13 protein-coding genes, 3 tRNA genes and 1 pseudogene are annotated in these 15,941 nt (G+C 67.0%); 12 read left to right on the top strand and 5 right to left on the bottom strand.

Features of this window, described 5'->3' with window-relative positions:
* Positions 1–250: transposase family protein (locus IP93_RS14185; RefSeq protein WP_144816805.1), on the bottom strand; the 250-nt coding region annotated here is incomplete at its 3' end.
* A gap of 165 nt (positions 251–415) precedes the next feature.
* On the opposite strand from IP93_RS14185, the gene IP93_RS14190 reads away from it, so the two are divergent.
* The 9 genes and pseudogenes from IP93_RS14190 (at position 416) to IP93_RS14230 (ending at position 10,134) form a co-directional block, all read left to right on the top strand.
* Positions 416–501 (top strand) — tRNA-Leu (locus IP93_RS14190).
* 292 nt (positions 502–793) lie between these two features.
* Positions 794–2,086: a trigger factor gene (tig, locus tag IP93_RS14195; RefSeq protein WP_144816807.1), complete on the top strand. Its 1,293-nt coding sequence runs from the start codon at positions 794–796 to the stop codon at positions 2,084–2,086.
* A 235-nt stretch (positions 2,087–2,321) separates the two neighbouring features.
* Complete coding sequence (gene clpP / locus IP93_RS14200; protein ID WP_144816808.1) at positions 2,322–2,948, top strand: ATP-dependent Clp endopeptidase proteolytic subunit ClpP; 627 nt, start codon at positions 2,322–2,324, stop codon at positions 2,946–2,948.
* Between the two features lie 197 nt (positions 2,949–3,145).
* Complete coding sequence (gene clpX / locus IP93_RS14205; RefSeq protein ID WP_144816810.1) at positions 3,146–4,438, top strand: ATP-dependent Clp protease ATP-binding subunit ClpX; 1,293 nt, start codon at positions 3,146–3,148, stop codon at positions 4,436–4,438.
* Positions 4,439–4,698: 260 nt separating this feature from the next.
* Positions 4,699–7,149 (top strand): endopeptidase La, encoded by a 2,451-nt coding sequence (gene lon, locus IP93_RS14210; RefSeq protein WP_144816811.1) that lies wholly within the window; start codon positions 4,699–4,701, stop codon positions 7,147–7,149.
* Between the two features lie 116 nt (positions 7,150–7,265).
* Positions 7,266–7,631: pseudogene (locus tag IP93_RS14215) on the top strand (HU family DNA-binding protein); the annotation flags it as partial.
* A 38-nt stretch (positions 7,632–7,669) separates the two neighbouring features.
* Positions 7,670–7,744: transfer RNA gene (locus tag IP93_RS14220), tRNA-Val, on the top strand.
* Between the two features lie 104 nt (positions 7,745–7,848).
* Positions 7,849–7,925 (top strand) — tRNA-Asp (locus tag IP93_RS14225).
* Positions 7,926–8,154: 229 nt separating this feature from the next.
* The gene (locus tag IP93_RS14230; protein ID WP_144816814.1) at positions 8,155–10,134 is read left to right on the top strand and encodes a SurA N-terminal domain-containing protein; all 1,980 of its coding nucleotides are present in this window, start codon (positions 8,155–8,157) and stop codon (positions 10,132–10,134) included.
* 192 nt (positions 10,135–10,326) lie between these two features.
* On the opposite strand, the gene IP93_RS14235 is transcribed toward IP93_RS14230, so the two are convergent.
* The 3 genes from IP93_RS14235 to gloB form a co-directional block, all read right to left on the bottom strand.
* Positions 10,327–11,124 carry an enoyl-ACP reductase FabI gene (locus IP93_RS14235; protein WP_144816816.1) on the bottom strand — a complete coding sequence of 266 codons (798 nt, stop codon included), beginning with the start codon at positions 11,122–11,124 and terminating at the stop codon, positions 10,327–10,329.
* Between the two features lie 84 nt (positions 11,125–11,208).
* Positions 11,209–12,147: a lytic transglycosylase domain-containing protein gene (locus tag IP93_RS14240; protein ID WP_242006883.1), complete on the bottom strand. Its 939-nt coding sequence runs from the start codon at positions 12,145–12,147 to the stop codon at positions 11,209–11,211.
* Positions 12,148–12,200: 53 nt separating this feature from the next.
* Positions 12,201–12,962, bottom strand: a complete 762-nt coding sequence (gloB, locus tag IP93_RS14245; protein WP_144816818.1) for a hydroxyacylglutathione hydrolase — start codon at positions 12,960–12,962, stop codon at positions 12,201–12,203.
* 100 nt (positions 12,963–13,062) lie between these two features.
* Here gloB and IP93_RS14250 point away from each other — a divergent pair, with 100 nt between their 5' ends.
* From IP93_RS14250 to dnaQ, 3 genes are all read left to right on the top strand, one after another.
* Complete coding sequence (locus IP93_RS14250) at positions 13,063–13,776, top strand: class I SAM-dependent methyltransferase (RefSeq protein ID WP_144816819.1); 714 nt, start codon at positions 13,063–13,065, stop codon at positions 13,774–13,776.
* Positions 13,773–14,234, top strand: a complete 462-nt coding sequence (gene rnhA, locus IP93_RS14255) for a ribonuclease HI (RefSeq protein ID WP_144816821.1) — start codon at positions 13,773–13,775, stop codon at positions 14,232–14,234. The genes IP93_RS14250 and rnhA overlap by 4 nt, the downstream gene beginning before the upstream one ends.
* A gap of 135 nt (positions 14,235–14,369) precedes the next feature.
* Positions 14,370–15,098, top strand: coding sequence for a DNA polymerase III subunit epsilon (gene dnaQ / locus IP93_RS14260; RefSeq protein WP_144816823.1), 729 nt, complete (start codon positions 14,370–14,372; stop codon positions 15,096–15,098).
* Between the two features lie 84 nt (positions 15,099–15,182).
* Here dnaQ and IP93_RS14265 read toward each other — a convergent pair whose 3' ends face one another.
* Positions 15,183–15,887 (bottom strand): PP2C family protein-serine/threonine phosphatase, encoded by a 705-nt coding sequence (locus tag IP93_RS14265; protein ID WP_144816824.1) that lies wholly within the window; start codon positions 15,885–15,887, stop codon positions 15,183–15,185.
* Positions 15,888–15,941 lie beyond the last annotated feature (54 nt).

The raw sequence follows: 15,941 nt of genomic DNA on the forward strand, positions 1-15,941 counted from the left end.
GGCCGCACCCCGGACAGGCCAGTCGCAGGCGCGGTAGCCGCAACTCAACCGGATCTCCGAACACCGGCAGATCCCGAACCCGGCGCATTGTGCGGTCGTGGATCGCTTCAACCCGGCCGCCACACCCCATGCAGGTTCGCGCCACTCCAGGTTCTGGTGCCAGCTCCACCACCAGCCAGCGCAGCGCCCCACGCATCTCGTGACGCCACTCCCCAACCCGGTAGCCCACCCAGCCACCCAGCTGGGCCATACAATCCCCTTCGGCCACGGCCGACCCCTGTTTGTAGTCTCGACAACCACAAATTAGCCGGGTCGGCCGTGCGCCTCTCCCTCAGTTGGGAGAAGAACCTTTTTCCTTTTCGGGAGCCCGTCCTAGAATGACGGGGCGGACGGTCGAAGCAATCGGTCCGGCTTTGCGAAAGTGGCGGAATTGGTAGACGCCCTGGATTTAGGTTCCAGTGCCCGCAAGGCGTGGGGGTTCGAGTCCCCCCTTTCGCACCACGCCAACTCAGTAAAAGTTCCCCCATGTCGCCCAAGCGGGCCGTCGCGGGGGAAGGCTGCTCCGTCGGCAGGCGCTTCCCTTTACCCCATCACCGAGCGAGCCGTCAGGAGGCAAGCCCCTCTGTCGGCAGCCCCGGCATCAGTTGGATTCCATTGGATGGTGGCGGCCCGGTCCGGAATCAGCGAAACTAGCAAGTTCGCAGGGAGCCCGCGGCGCACCGCCGTGCCCGGTCCCTGACACCAGATCAACAACATCGTGCCGCGGCAGGTAGCCGTGGTTGCAGGAGTGGATATGCAAGTTTCGGTCGAATCGCTGGGCAATCTTGAACGCCGCCTCACCTTCACCCTGCCGACGGACCGCTACGAGTCCGTGGTCGGTGGCCGCCTCAAGGAAATCCAGCGCGGTGCCAACCTCAAGGGCTTCCGCAAGGGCAAGGTGCCGGCCAGCGTGATCGAGCAGCGTTTCGGTCCGCAGGTTCGCGCCGAGGTGATGGATGGCCTGCTGCGCGAGAGCTTCGGCAACGCCGTGCGCGACAACGCGCTGCAGATCGCCGGCAACCCGCAGATCGTGCCGGGCGAGGGCGAGATGAACTTCGTCGCCACCTTCGAGGTGGTGCCGGACTTCGGTGACGTCGACGTGGCCAAGCTCAACGTGGTGCGCAACACCGCCGACGTCACCGACGCCGACATCGACACCATGCTCGAGAACCTGCGCATGCAGCGCCGCACCTGGAACAAGGTCGAGCGCGAGGCGAAGGAAGGCGACCTGGTTGGCCTTGAAACCTTCTCCGTGGTCGACGGCGAGCGCCTGCCGGCCGAGGGCACCGAGCGTGGCGCCACCGCCATTGGCTCGAACGTGATGTTCCCGGCCATCGAGGCTGCGCTGGCCGGCATGAAGGCCGGCGACGAGAAGACCGTCGACGTCGACTTCCCCGCCGACTGGCGCGTACCGCAGTTCGCCGGCAAGAAGGTCGCCGTGACCCTGCAGGTCAAGGAAGTGTCCGAGCCGGTGCTGCCGGACGTGGACGCGGCCTTCATCAAGAGCTTCGGCGTGAAGAGCGGCGATGCCGAACAGTTCCGCAAGGACATCCGCAGCAACCTGGAGCGCGAGCTCAAGGGCGCGCTGATGACCCGCCTGCGCCGCGAAGTCGGTGAGCAGCTGATCGCGGCCTACGCGCACGTCGAGATGCCGCCGAAGCTGGTCGAGGGCGAAGCCCGTGGCATGGCCGCCCAGGTGGTCGAGCAGGCGCAGCGCGCCGGCCGCAACGTCGGCGACGTGCCGGCCGACATGTACCAGAACTACCTGGACGCCGCCCGCAAGCGCGTGCTGGTGGGCCTGCTGGTGGGCGAAGTGGCCCGTCGCAACGAACTGCGCCTGGACCCCAAGCGCGTCACCGAGACCCTGCAGCTGATCGCCTCCACCTACGAGGAGCCGCAGCAGGTCATCGAGCTGTACCGCAATGACCAGCAGTTGATGGCCGGCCTGCAGAACCGCGTGATGGAAGAGCAGGTGATCGACTGGATCGCCGAGCGCGCCCAGCACACCGAACAGCCGCTGTCGTTCAGCGAGGCGATCCGCCAGTAACCGCCGAGGCACGGCCGCACCGCAGGGTGCAGGCCTTGCCGGAGCAAGCGTTCCACGCCCGGCAGCGAGCCGGGCCGTTGGGCAGGAAGGGCGCCCCTGCGGCGCCCTTTGTCCTTGCCCACCCCGGCTGTCCGCCTGAGCGGATCGCCCATGGACGGCAAGGCACCACTTGCGCTTTCAACACGGCGGCCCCAATTTGGTCGCAACGCCCCACAGTCTTCACAGGTGCCATTGCATGGATTACCGGACCCAAGCCCTGAACCTCGTCCCGATGGTGGTCGAGCAGACCAGCCGCGGCGAGCGCGCGTATGACATCTATTCGCGCCTGCTGAAGGAGCGGGTGATCTTCCTCGTCGGCCCGATCGACGACTACATGGCCAATGTGATCGTGGCCCAGCTGCTGTTCCTCGAGGCCGAGAACCCCGAGAAGGACATCAGCCTGTACATCAACTCCCCGGGTGGCATCGTTACCGCGGGCATGGCCATCTACGACACCATGCAGTACATCAAGCCGGACGTGAGCACCATCTGCGTCGGCCAGGCGGCCTCCATGGGCGCGCTGCTGCTGGCCTCGGGCGCGCCGGGCAAGCGCTATGCGCTCCCCAACTCGCGCGTGATGATCCACCAGCCGCTGGGCGGGTTCCAGGGCCAGGCCACGGACATCGACATCCACGCCCGCGAGATCCTGTCGCTGAAGCAGCGCCTCAACGAGACCCTGTCCAAGCACACCGGCCAGCCGCTGGAGACCATTGCCCGCGACACCGAGCGCGACAATTTCAAGAGCGCCGAGGCCGCCCGCGAGTACGGCCTGATCGACCAGGTGCTGGAGCGCCGCCCGGACGAGTCGGTCCAGGCGGGCTGACCCATCGGCCCATCCCCGGGATGGATGGCGGGGCAGGTCTCCGCCAGGCACGTTCCGCGGGGCTTTCACCACGTTTTCCCGGCCCGGGAGCCGGCCCCTTGGCGGGCCGGAACCCTGTGCTATTCTCGGGCCGAAGCACCCTCCCAGACCCTGTGAACGGGCCTGGGCTGGGGACTTGAGCACCAACAGGCAAAAGCATGAGCGACGAGCAAAAGAGCCGCGGTACCGGCGACAGCAACAAGATTCTTTACTGCTCGTTCTGCGGTAAGAGCCAGCATGAGGTCCGCAAGCTGATTGCGGGTCCCAGCGTGTTCATCTGCGATGAATGCGTGGAGTTGTGCAATGACATCATCCGCGAGGAACTCGAGGAGAAGGCGCAGTCGGCGCGCAGCCACCTGCCCAAGCCCAAGGAGATCCTCGAGGTCCTCGACCAGTACGTGATCGGCCAGCCGCGCGCGAAGAGGACCCTCGCCGTGGCGGTGTACAACCACTACAAGCGCATCGAGAGCCGGCAGAAGAACGACGACGTCGAGCTGGCCAAGTCCAACATCCTGCTGGTGGGCCCCACCGGTTCGGGCAAGACGCTGCTGGCCGAGACGTTGGCGCGCATGCTCAACGTGCCGTTCACCATGGCCGACGCCACCACGCTGACCGAAGCCGGTTACGTGGGCGAGGACGTGGAGAACATCATCCAGAAGCTGCTGCAGAAGTGCGACTACGACGTCGACAAGGCGCAGCAGGGCATCGTCTACATCGACGAGATCGACAAGATCTCGCGCAAGAGCGACAACCCGTCCATCACCCGCGACGTTTCGGGCGAGGGCGTGCAGCAGGCGCTGCTCAAGCTGATCGAAGGCACCATCGCCAGCGTGCCGCCGCAGGGTGGCCGCAAGCACCCGCAGCAGGAATTCCTGCAGGTCGACACGCGCAACATCCTGTTCATCGTCGGCGGCGCGTTCGCCGGCCTGGAGAAGGTGATCCAGCAGCGCAGCACCGAGGCCGGCGGCATCGGCTTTGGCGCCAAGGTCAAGAGCAGCGAGCGCAAGGTGGACACCGGCAAGATCCTGGCCGATGTCGAGCCCGAGGACCTGATCAAGTTCGGCCTGATTCCGGAATTCGTCGGTCGCCTGCCGGTGGTCGCCACGCTGGAGGAACTGGACGAGGCCGCGCTGGTCAAGATCCTGACCGAGCCCAAGAACGCCATCACCAAGCAGTTCAAGAAGCTGTTCGAGATGGAAGGCGTGGAACTGGAGTTCCGCCCGGACGCACTGACCGCGATCGCCCGCAAGGCGCTCAAGCGCAAGACCGGTGCCCGCGGCCTGCGCACCATTGTCGAAGGCGTGCTGCTGGACACCATGTACGACCTGCCGTCGCTGGAGAACGTGAGCAAGGTGGTGGTGGACGAGTCGGTGATCGACCACAAGACCGACCCGTACCTGATCTACCAGACGCCGCCGGCCGCCGCGCCGAAGGCCGCCTCGGGCGACTGAGCCGCCCGGGCCGATCCCCGGTTCGCGCAGGCGGGCCGGGGCGCGTTCCCGTTCACCCCGGACGCCGCCCCATTGGGCGGCGTCTGCGTTTGCAAGCCCATGTTCCTGAACGGGTTTGCGGTCGCGTCGTGGGGCGGCGTTCCGGTGCGCTTGCATCCCCGCGTCGAGGCCCCCATAACCGTGGCCATAGGGCCTTGAGCCCCCCGTTTCTTCTGTGGAAGGGCGCCCGCCGTCCGACCCTGCCGTCCCCGGAGAGCACCATGACCGAATCCAAGCCCCGTGAGCCTGTTGCCAGCGCAACGCTCGACCTGCCGGTGCTGCCGCTGCGCGACGTCGTCGTGTTCCCGCACATGGTCATCCCGCTGTTTGTTGGCCGCGAGAAGTCGATCAAGGCGCTCGACATGGCCATGGACGCCGACAAGCGCATCCTCCTGGTCGCGCAGAAGGTCGCCGAGACCGATGACCCGGGTGCCGGCGACCTGCACCGTGTCGGTACGCTGGCCCACGTGCTGCAACTGCTCAAGCTGCCTGACGGCACCATCAAGGTGCTGGTGGAAGGCGTGTCGCGCGTGCAGGTGGACGGGGTCAGCGAGGTCAATGGCACGTTGACCGGCCGCGCCCACGAAGTGGCGCCTGAGGTCGATCGCCCCGAGCGTGAGCTGGAGGCCATCGCCCGTGCGCTGATGGGCCAGTTCGAGATGTACGTCAAGACCAACCGCAAGCTGCCGCCCGAGCTGATGCAGACGCTGCAGGGCATCGAGGAGCCGGGTCGCCTGGCCGACACCATCGCCGCGCACCTGGGCGTGCGCCTGGTCGACAAGCAGAAGCTGCTGGAGACGCACGCCATCGGCGCGCGCCTGGAGCAGCTGGTCGGCCTGGTCGACGGCGAGATCGACGTGCAGCAGCTGGAGAAACGCATCCGCGGCCGGGTCAAGTCGCAGATGGAGAAGAGCCAGCGCGAGTACTACCTCAACGAGCAGATGAAGGCGATCCAGAAGGAGCTCGGCGAGATCGACGAGGCGCCCAACGACATCGACGAGCTCACCCGCAAGATCGCCGAGGCCGGCATGCCCAAGCCGGTGGAAGCCAAGGCCAAGGCCGAGCTCAACAAGCTCAAGCAGATGTCGCCGATGTCGGCCGAGGCCGCGGTGGTGCGCAACTACCTCGACTGGCTGCTGGGCGTGCCGTGGAAGAAGCGCACCAAGATCCGCAAGGACCTCAAGGCCGCGCAGGACGTGCTCGACGCCGACCACTTCGGTTTGGAGAAGGTCAAGGAGCGCATCCTGGAATACCTCGCGGTGCAGACGCGCGTGAAGAACATGAAGGGCGCGATCCTGTGCCTGGTCGGACCGCCGGGCGTGGGCAAGACCTCGCTCGGGCAGAGTATTGCCAAAGCCACCAACCGCAAGTTCGTGCGCATGTCGCTGGGCGGTGTGCGCGACGAAGCCGAGATCCGTGGCCACCGCCGGACCTATGTCGGCTCGATGCCCGGCCGCATCGTGCAGAACCTCAACAAGGTAGGCAGCAAGAATCCGCTGTTCGTGCTGGACGAGATCGACAAGATGTCGATGGACTTCCGTGGTGATCCGTCGTCGGCGCTGCTGGAGGTGCTGGACCCCGAACAGAACCATGCCTTCAACGACCACTACCTCGAGGTCGACCTGGACCTGAGCGAGGTGATGTTCGTCGCCACATCCAACTCGCTCAACATCCCGGGCCCGCTGCTGGACCGCATGGAGGTGATCCGCATTCCCGGTTACACCGAGGAAGAGAAGCTCAACATCGCCATGCGCTACCTGCTGCCCAAGCAGATCAAGGCCAATGGCCTGAAGGAAGGCGAGATCAAGATCGATGAAAGCGCGGTGCGCGACATCGTGCGCTACTACACGCGCGAATCGGGCGTGCGCAACCTGGAGCGCGAGATTGCAAAGATCTGCCGCAAGGTGGTGAAGGAAATCGCGCTGGCGGGCCCGAAGCCGAAGAAGGCCAAGGACAGCGCGATCAAGGTCAACGCGAAGAACCTCGAGAAGTACCTGGGCGTGCAGCGCTTCGACTTCGGTCGCGCCGAGGAACAGAACGAGATCGGCCTGGTGACCGGCCTGGCCTGGACGGAAGTGGGCGGCGACCTGTTGCAGATCGAGTCCACGCTGGTGCCGGGCAAGGGCCAGCTGCTGCTCACCGGCCAGTTGGGTGACGTGATGAAGGAGTCGGCGTCGGCCGCACTGAGCGTGGTGCGTGCGCGCACCGAGCGCCTGGGCATCGACCTGGACTTCCTGCAGAAGCACGACGTGCACGTGCACGTGCCCGAGGGCGCGACGCCGAAGGACGGCCCGAGCGCCGGTATTGCCATGGCCACCGCGCTGGTGTCGATGCTGACCAAGAACCCGGTCAAGGCCGACGTGGCCATGACCGGCGAGATCACCCTGCGCGGCCGTGTGCTGCCCATCGGCGGCCTGAAGGAGAAGCTGCTGGCCGCGCTGCGCGGTGGCATCCGCACCGTGGTGATCCCGGAGGAAAACGCCAAGGACCTGGTCGACCTGCCCAAGGCCGTGACCCAGGGCCTGAAGATCATTCCGGTCCGGTGGATCGACGAAGTGCTCGATATCGCGCTGGAACGGCCGCTGGGGCCCGCGAAGCCACCTGTTGGAGACAAGGCGGCAGGCGTGAAGCGCGCACGCAAGCCGGGCACGCAGGCGAGCATCAAGCATTGATGTCCACCGGCGGCCACCGGTGGGAAAATACCTCTGAAAGGCCCGTCGTTATTGGGTTTGCGGCTTGCGGGGTCAAAATGCCGCTGGTATAACGGGCGCAACCGCGCGTCCCTGTTGCGCGGCAAGCTCGATCGGGGACTGCACTGCCGAGGCAGGCAGCCCCGGTTCTCAAGAGAATGCGGTCACATCCGCACACGGAGTCCAAAAGAATGAACAAGGCCGAATTTGTAGCTGCCGTCGCCGACGCTGCCGAGCTGTCCAAGACCGACGCTTCCAGCGCCGTCGACGCGGTCATCAGCGTGATCACCAAGACCTTGAAGAAGGGCGAGACCGTCACGCTGGTGGGCTTCGGTACCTTCGAAGTGCGCAAGCGCGCCGCCCGCCAGGGCCGCAACCCGAAGACCGGCGAGACCATCAAGATCAAGGCCTCGAAGAACCCGTCGTTCAAGGCTGGCAAGGCCCTGAAGGACGCTGTAAACTAAGCGGCTCGCTGCCCGGGCCGTGGCCCGGGCAGTCGGATGGGTGCTTAGCTCAGCGGTAGAGCGTCTCCTTTACACGGAGAGGGTCGGGGGTTCGAAACCCTCAGCACCCACCACAGCATCCAGGCAACATCCAGAATAATCCTGCAAGAAATTCTGAACTGGGATCTTCCCAAAACAGAAAAACTACTGCAGAATATCTGTCTCGAGTTTGAAGCGCGGAGTGGTAGTTCAGTCGGTTAGAATGCTGGCCTGTCACGCCGGAGGTCGCGGGTTCGAGTCCCGTCCACTCCGCCAGTTTCGCCAAAGGCGCCCGCAAGGGCGCCTTTGTTTTTGCGCGTTCGCCAGGCGGAACTTTCGCGGCTGCGTTTCACGCCGTCCCCGGATGCGCCTGCGCATTATTGCGAATGTCCGCAGCCGCGTGGGTTGCCAACGCCCGAGGTCCCCGTTGGGCCTTTTGCGCCGCGCCAGATTCCACGGTTAAGCCGGGTTACACTGTCCGGCTTCCGTCTTCTTCTTTCCGGGCATGCTGCAGACACTCCGCGACAAGACTTCCGGCTGGCTCGCCACGGTCATCCTTGGCCTGCTGATCATTCCTTTCGCCCTGTTTGGTCTCCAGGACTACATGGTGCAGCGCACCGATGACGCCGTGGCCAAGATCGACGCGCCGCCGACGTGGTGGGCCAGCGCACCGTCCTGGTGGCCAGCGTCGATGCTGTGGCACCACGACAAGATCACGTCCGAGGAATTCCGCGCGCGTTTCGAGCAGGAACGCCAGCGCCGCCGCCAACAGGACGGTGATGCCTTCGATCCCAAGTCGTTCGAAGCCGTGGACAACAAGCGCGAGATCCTGGAGTCGATGATCGACGAGAAGCTGCGTGGCATGGCGTCCGAGCGTGCGGGGCTCGAGGTCAGCGATGCGCAGGTGCGCAGGACGATCCAGGAAATCCCGGCCTTCCAGGTGGATGGCAAGTTCAATCCGCAGCGCTACCAGTTGGCACTGGCATCGGCCGTGCCGGCGCAAACCCCGCGCCAGTTCGAAGCGACCCTGCGCGATGACCTGCGCCAGTCCGTGGTGGTCGCCGGGATAGCCAACAGCAACTTCGTCACCGATGCCGAGCTTGAGCGCCTGATGCGCGTGCTGGGCGAAACCCGCGATGCCAGCGTGCTGTTCATGCCGCCGCCGGCACCCGACGTCGCCCCGGTGGCCGATGCGGAGATCAAGTCCTGGTACGACAACCATGGCGCGGATTTCCGCGCCAGGGAGACGGTGAGCCTGGAGTACGTGACCCTGGATGGCGCATCGATGGCGCCGCCTCCTCCGGCGGACGAAGCCACGCTGCGCCAGCGTTATGAGCAGGAGAAGGGCAAGTTTGCCGCCAGCGAGGAGCGTTTGGCCTCGCACATCCTGGTGCAGGTGGCCGATGGCGCCGACGCCGCCACGCAGAAGGCGGCCGAGGCCAAGGCCGCCAAACTGGCTGCCGAAGCCAAGGCGCCGGGCGCGGATTTTGCGGCCATTGCGCGCGCCAACAGCGACGACGATGGCAGCAAGGCCGCCGGTGGCGACCTGGGCTGGGTGTCGAAGGGCATCATGGACCCCGCGTTCGAGTCCGCACTGTTCGCGATGAAGGCCGGCGAGGTCAGCGCACCGGTGAAGTCCGCGTTCGGCTGGCACGTGATCCAGCTGCGCGAGGTGAAGGGCACCGCGCAACAGCCGTTCGAGGCGGTGCGCGAAACCCTGGCGGCCGAGCAGGCGCAGACGGACCGTGAGCGCGCGTTCAACGACCTGTCCACCCGTCTGGTGGACCTGGTGTACAAGAATCCGTCCTCGCTGGCGCCGGCGGCGCGCGAGGTGGGCCTGCCGGTGCTGAAGGTCGGCCCGGTGGCCCGTGATTCCAACGAGGGCATCCTGGCGCACGCGGCGGTCAAGCGTGCCGCATTCTCCGAGGTGCTGGTGCAGGATGGCACGGTGAGCGATCCGATCGAGATCGGGCCCAGCCACAGCGTGCTGATCCGCGTCGCAAGCCACACACCGGAACGGACACTGCCGCTGGCGCAGGTGCGCGACCAGGTGGTCGCCTCCATCCGTGCGGATCGTGCCCGCAAGGCGGCTGCGAAGGACGCCGACGCGCTGGTGGCGCGGGTCGCCGCGGGCGAGGCACTGGAGGCCGTCGCCGCCTCCAGGCAGCTGCCTGCCCCGCAGGCCCTGCCGGGCCTGCGTCGCGGCATGCCCATCCCCAGCCCGGAGGTGAGTGCGGCCATCTTCGCGGCCAAGGCTCCGGCCAACGGGGCGAGCTCGGCTGGCAAGTTGGTGCTGGATGACGGCCGCATCGCGCTGTTCGCCGTGCACGCGGTCAAGCCCGGCAATCCGGCCGAGGCTTCCCCGCAGGAGCGGGCCATGCTGCGCCAGCAGTTGGCCCAGGCCCATGGGCTGGGGGACGTGGATGCGCTGTCGCGCCATCTGCGCAAGCAGATGAAGGTCACCGTGGTCGAGGCCAACCTCTGAGGGTGGGTCCTGTCCGGGACATGACGTAACGCGAAAGGCCCGGCATCGCTGCCGGGCCTTTCAGTTTGTCTGGCCGCGGGAAAATAGCCGCGACGACAACGGACCGCGACGGAAAGCGACCCAATGCAAAAGGCCCGCCATCGAGGCGGGCTTTGGGTTGCACTGGCGCGGGGTGGTCGCCCCGCAGCGCGCTCAGTCTTCGTCGCCGATGCCGGTCATGCCCAGGATGTTGTAGCCCGAGTCGACGTAGGTGATTTCGCCGGTGATGCCGTTGGCCAGGTCCGAGCAGAGGAACGCAGCGGTGTTGCCCACGTCCTCGATGGTGACGGTGCGCCGCAGCGGGGTGTACTTCTCGAAGTGGCCCAGCATCTTGCGGAAGTTGGCGATGCCGGCGGCCGCGAGGGTCTTGATCGGCCCGGCGGAGATCGCGTTGACGCGGATGCCGTCCGGGCCGAGGTTGAGCGCGAGGTAGCGGACGGTGGCCTCGAGGCTGGCCTTGGCCACGCCCATCACGTTGTAGTTCTGCAGCGCGCGCACCGCGCCCAGGTAGCTCAGCGTCAGGATCGAGCCGCGGCGGCCCTTCATCATCGGGCGTGCGGCCTTGGCCAGTGCGGCCAGCGAGTACGCCGAGATGTCATGCGCGATGGCGAAGTTCTCGCGGGTCAGGCCGTCCAGGAACTCGCCGTCGATGGCCTCGCGCGGGGCGTAGGCGATGGCATGCACCAGGACGTCGAAGCCTTCCGGCCAGTGCTTGCCCAGCTCGGCGAAGCACTGCTCGATCTGCTCGTCCGAACTGACGTCCAGCGGGATCACGATGTTGGAGCCGTTTTCCTTCGCGCAGTCTTCCACGCGCGACTTGAGCTTCTCGGTCTGGTAGGTGAACGCCAGTTCGGCGCCCTCGCGGCGCATCGCTTCGGCAATGCCGGTGGCGATGGAACGTTGGCTGGCGACGCCGGTGATGAGTACACGCTTGCCTTGCAGGAAACCCATGGACTTGACCTCTTTGTGGGGCGATGGCCGTCGGCACGGCCGAGCAAAGACTCTAGTTTGCCTTGCCGGCGAGGCAGGGGCTACCTATTTGCCGCCGTCCGCAGCGGAGGCATCCACGGCCGGTGCCAGGATCCTGCGCTCGCGGCCGCGCAGCGGGCCGGTGGCGTGGGCGGGGTTCAGGCGGGCCAGCAAGGCGGGATCGTGGCCCTGGGCGCGGGCCCATTGGCCCAGGTCCGTGGCGTCGGTGGGCAGGGTGACCTCCACCAGGCGCGGTACGTCCCGGTCCATGGCCTCGCGCCACCGCTCGCGGTCATCCGCCTGCTCCAGCAGGCAGGAGAGGGCGTGCAGCTTGCGCGGGTAGGCGCGGGTGATGTCCGCAATGCCGGTCAGGGCGGACGGATCCACCGCCGCCGCCTTGCGTCCACTGCGCTTCACGGCGCCCAGGATGCGGTGCTCACCGGCGTTGTAGGCCATCGCCACCAGTTGCCAGTTGCCGCCAAACATCCCGTGCAGGGTCTTGAGGTAGCGTACCGCGGCCCGCGTGGAGTCGACCGGGGAGAGCCGACCGTCATAACCCGGACCGATGGGAACGCGGTGGTGGCGTGCGGTGCGGGCAATCATCTGCCACAGACCCGCTGGTCCCGCTGGGCTGCGTGCCCCCGGCTTGTAGCCACTTTCCACGAGCGGGATCAACGCGTACTCGGTGGGCAGCCGTGCTTCGTGCAGCGCCTCCACCACGTAGCCGAGCAGCGGCAGGGCCTCGTTCTCAGATCGTGCCAGTTGCACCGGGGCGTGGGCAAAATGTTTCTGCCAGCGCTTGCTGGCACCGGGTTCGCACTCGGAATCGGCCAGTCCCTGGCGGAATGCCTGGTAGACGGCCAGGCCGTTGCGGGTGTGCGCAGGCAAGGTCTCCGGCTGAGGCTCGGCAGGCTCTGCGGTCCCGGTGCCTGCATGGGCAGGGGCCGCCATCACCAGCACACAGGCCAGCACACAGGCCAGCACCGCGATGGCTGGTGACGGCATGCTTCGTCGCCAGGATGAGCCGGCGGGCGGACGCTGCAGCGGGCCCACGGCAATCATGCAAACCCGTCCTTCCAACGGCGCAGCGCGGCGAAGGTGTCCGCGCCCGGTTGCGGGTCATGCCCGAGGTGGCGGGCGACCGCCGCGCGGATCGCCGGCGTTTCCGTGCGCAGGAAGGGGTTGCAGGTGCGTTCCGTGGCCAGCGGGGTCGGAAGCGTAGGCATCCCCTGTTCGCGCTGGTGCCGGGCCTCGGCCACGCGCCGCTGCAGGTCCGGGTTGTCCGGATCGACCGCCAGTGCGAAGGCGGCATTGCCGAGCGTGTATTCGTGGGCGCAGCACACGAGGGTCTCCCCGGGCAGGGTCGCCAGCCGCGCCAGCGAGGCGTGCATCTGCTCCGGCGTGCCCTCGAACAGCCGCCCACAGCCCAGGCTGAACAGGGTGTCGCCACAGAACAGCATCCCATGCCCGTGGAAGGCGATGTGGGTCAGCGTGTGCCCGGGTACCGCGATCACGTCGAACGACCAGCCTGCCAGGTCCACGCGGTCGTGATCGCGCACGCGCCGGGTGGCTTGGGCGATGCGCGGGTCGTGGGGGGCGATCACCTCCAGCCCGGGCCAGCGCGCAAGCAGTTCCGGCACGCCGCCGATGTGGTCGTGGTGGTGGTGGGTGAGCAGGATTCCCGCCGGCTGCAGGCCTCCGGCGACTGCCGCCAGAACCGGCGCCGCATCACCGGGGTCGATGAACAGCGCACGTCCCGCCTCGTCGCACAAGGCCCAGATGTAGTTGTCGTTGAAGGCGGGCAGCGCGCGAAGCTGCATGCAGACGGGTCCTCTTGGCGTCAACGGTCCTGTACACGGCGGCGGCGGCTCCGGTCTAGACTGGACGGCCGCCCCCTTCCCTGCGGATGCCCCGCCGAACATGCCTTCGTACGCGCAACCGCGTCAACCCGGACAGCGTGATGGACTGCACTGGTTCGGCACGCTGGCAGGCCAGGGCCTGCTGGCAGCCGAGTATTCCGCCGGTTCACAGGTGCTGGCGGCGTGTCCGGCATTGCCATGGGCCTGGATAGGCGTTGCCGCCGCGGAACCCCCGCCCAACGACAGCCGCCGCGGGCTGTTGCTGCACCGGCGGGGGGACGAGGGGCTGTGGGGCGCGGTGCGCTGCAGCCTGCCGTTGCCCCTGGCCAGCGAGTCGTTGGGGGCCGTGCTGGTACAGCACGCGTTGGATGATGGCGTGGCCGTCGATGCAATGCTGGGGGAGTGCGAGCGCGTGCTCGCACCCGGCGGCACGCTTTGGTTGACTGCACTCAATCCATGGTGCCCCTATCGCATGCGATGGGCGGGTGCGGGCTTGCGTGCGCGCCATCCGGGCGCCTGGCAGCGTGCGTTGCGCCGTGCGGGGTTTGCGGTCGATTCGGTGCGCCTGCAGTGGCTGGGCCCGCGTTGGCGGGTGGAACACGGCGAAGGCGGCATTGGTGCCGCGGACCGGCTGCGCGCGGGCATCGCGCTGACCGTCAGCAAGCGCGTGCGCGCCGTCATACCGCCTTCGCCCCTGCGCAAGCTGCGTTGGCAGACCGGCCACCTGCGTCCGTCCGAGCCAGCGCGACGCGAGCCGGCGATAATGGATCCATGACTGAATCATCCAAGAAGGCCGTCGAGGCGCACACCGATGGCGCCTGCCTCGGCAACCCCGGCCCGGGTGGCTGGGCCGCACTGCTCCGCTACAAGGGCAAGGAGCGCGAACTCAGCGGGGGCGAAGCCGACACCACCAACAACCGCATGGAGCTGATGGGCGCCATCATGGCGCTGGAAACGCTCACCGAGCCGTGCGTCGTGGTGTTGCAGACCGACTCGCAGTACGTGCGCCAGGGCATCACCGAGTGGATGCGCAACTGGGTGCGCCGCGGTTGGAAGACGGCCGGCGGTGACCCCGTCAAGAACCGCGACCTGTGGGAACGGTTGCACGCCGCCACGCAGCGCCACCAGATCGAGTGGAAGTGGGTGAAGGGCCACTCCGGCGACCCGGACAACGAGCGCGTGGATGTGTTGGCGCGTGACCAGGCCATCCGTTTCAAGGCCATGCGTGGCTGAGTGGCGCGTTGGTGCATGGCGCCACGGCGTGCGCCTTCGGCCGCAAGCAGCCATCCCATCAACTTGCTGCGTCGTCCAACCCAAGCGGGTGCTAACCTGCCCGCGCTGTCCCTGTAACCGGAGTGCCAACCGCGCATGCGCCAGATCATCCTCGACACCGAAACCACGGGCCTGAACTGGAAGACCGGCAACCGCGTGGTGGAAATCGGCTGCGTGGAACTGGTGGAGCGGCGCCCGACCGGCAACCACTTCCACCGCTACCTCAGGCCCGACTGCGATTTCGAGCAGGGCGCGCAGGAGGTGACAGGGCTGACGCTGGAGTTCCTGGCCGACAAGCCGGTGTTCGGCGAAGTGGTGGATGAGTTCATCGAGTTCATCCGTGGCGCGGAGCTGATCATCCACAACGCCGCGTTCGACGTCGGCTTCCTGGACAACGAGCTTGCGCTGGCAGGCGCGCAGTACGGCCGGATCCTCGACCACGCCACGGTGGAGGACACCCTGCTGATGGCGCGGCAGCGGTTCCCGGGCCAGCGCAACTCGCTGGATGCGTTGTGCAAGCGGCTGGGCGTGGACAACAGCCACCGCCAGTTGCACGGCGCGCTGCTTGATGCCCAGATCCTGGCCGACGTCTACATCGCCCTGACCTCGGGCCAGGGCGAGATCGGGTTTGGCGATGGTGGTGAGGCCGCGCCTGCCCAGGCGGCTACCGGGTTCAGGTCCACGGCGGCATCCGCGCGTCCGCGCGTGGCGATCCTGCCCGATGAACTGGCCGCGCATGAAGCGCGGCTGGAGAAGCTGCGCAAGAAGGCGGGGCGGGCGGTGTGGGACGCGATGCTTGAAGAAGTCGCGGAGGCGGTTGCCTGACAGGCACCTCGCGTTGCTGGTGGCCGTGAGCCCGGTCAATGGCAAGACCGCGAGGTACGTGACCGGTGTGGGACTCCGCGTGGGTCAGTGATTGCGTACCAGCACCACGGTGACATTGTCCGAACCGCCACCGTCCAGGGCGGCCGCGATCAGGCTGTCGACACATTCCTGGGCGCTGCAATCGTTGCGTGACAATACGCGGGCGATGCCCCGGTCCTCGACCTCTTCGGTCAGGCCGTCGCTGCACAAAAGCAGTTGCATGCCGGGGCGCAGCTCGCCGGTCATGGTTTCCACGTTCAGGCTGTTGGGATCGGTGACCCCCAGTGCCTGGGTGACCACGTTGCGGTGCGGATGGCTGCGCGCCTGCTCATGGGTGAGCGCGCCGTTGGCGATCAGTTCCTGCACATAGCTGTGGTCCTGCGAGAGCTGTGCGAGGTTGCCGTCGCGCCACAGGTAGACCCGGCTGTCGCCCACCCATGCCACTTCGAAGCGGTTGCCGTTGACCCGGGCCGCAACCACCGTCGTGCCCATGGGCAGCGCATCGTTGCGCCGGCGCGAAGTGCGGATGATTTCCTCGTCGGCGATGCGGATGGCCTGGGCGAGGGGCGTGCCATCGCGGACCTCACGCACGATGGTCTCGCGGGCCAGGGCGCTGGCCACCTCGCCGTAGTCGTGGCCCCCCATGCCGTCGGCCACCAGCCACAGGCCCAACTCGCTGTCCCCGTAGTAGGTGTCCTCGTTGAGCTCGCGGCGAAGCCCGACGTGCGTCAGGTGTCCAAATTCGATCATTTCCGTTCGCGTCGTCGGTCTTCTGCTGCGTATAACGCGATCATCGTGCCGCGT

Origin of the sequence: Aerolutibacter ruishenii, from assembly GCF_007830115.1 — a bacterium.
Lineage (GTDB): Bacteria > Pseudomonadota > Gammaproteobacteria > Xanthomonadales > Xanthomonadaceae > Aerolutibacter > Aerolutibacter ruishenii.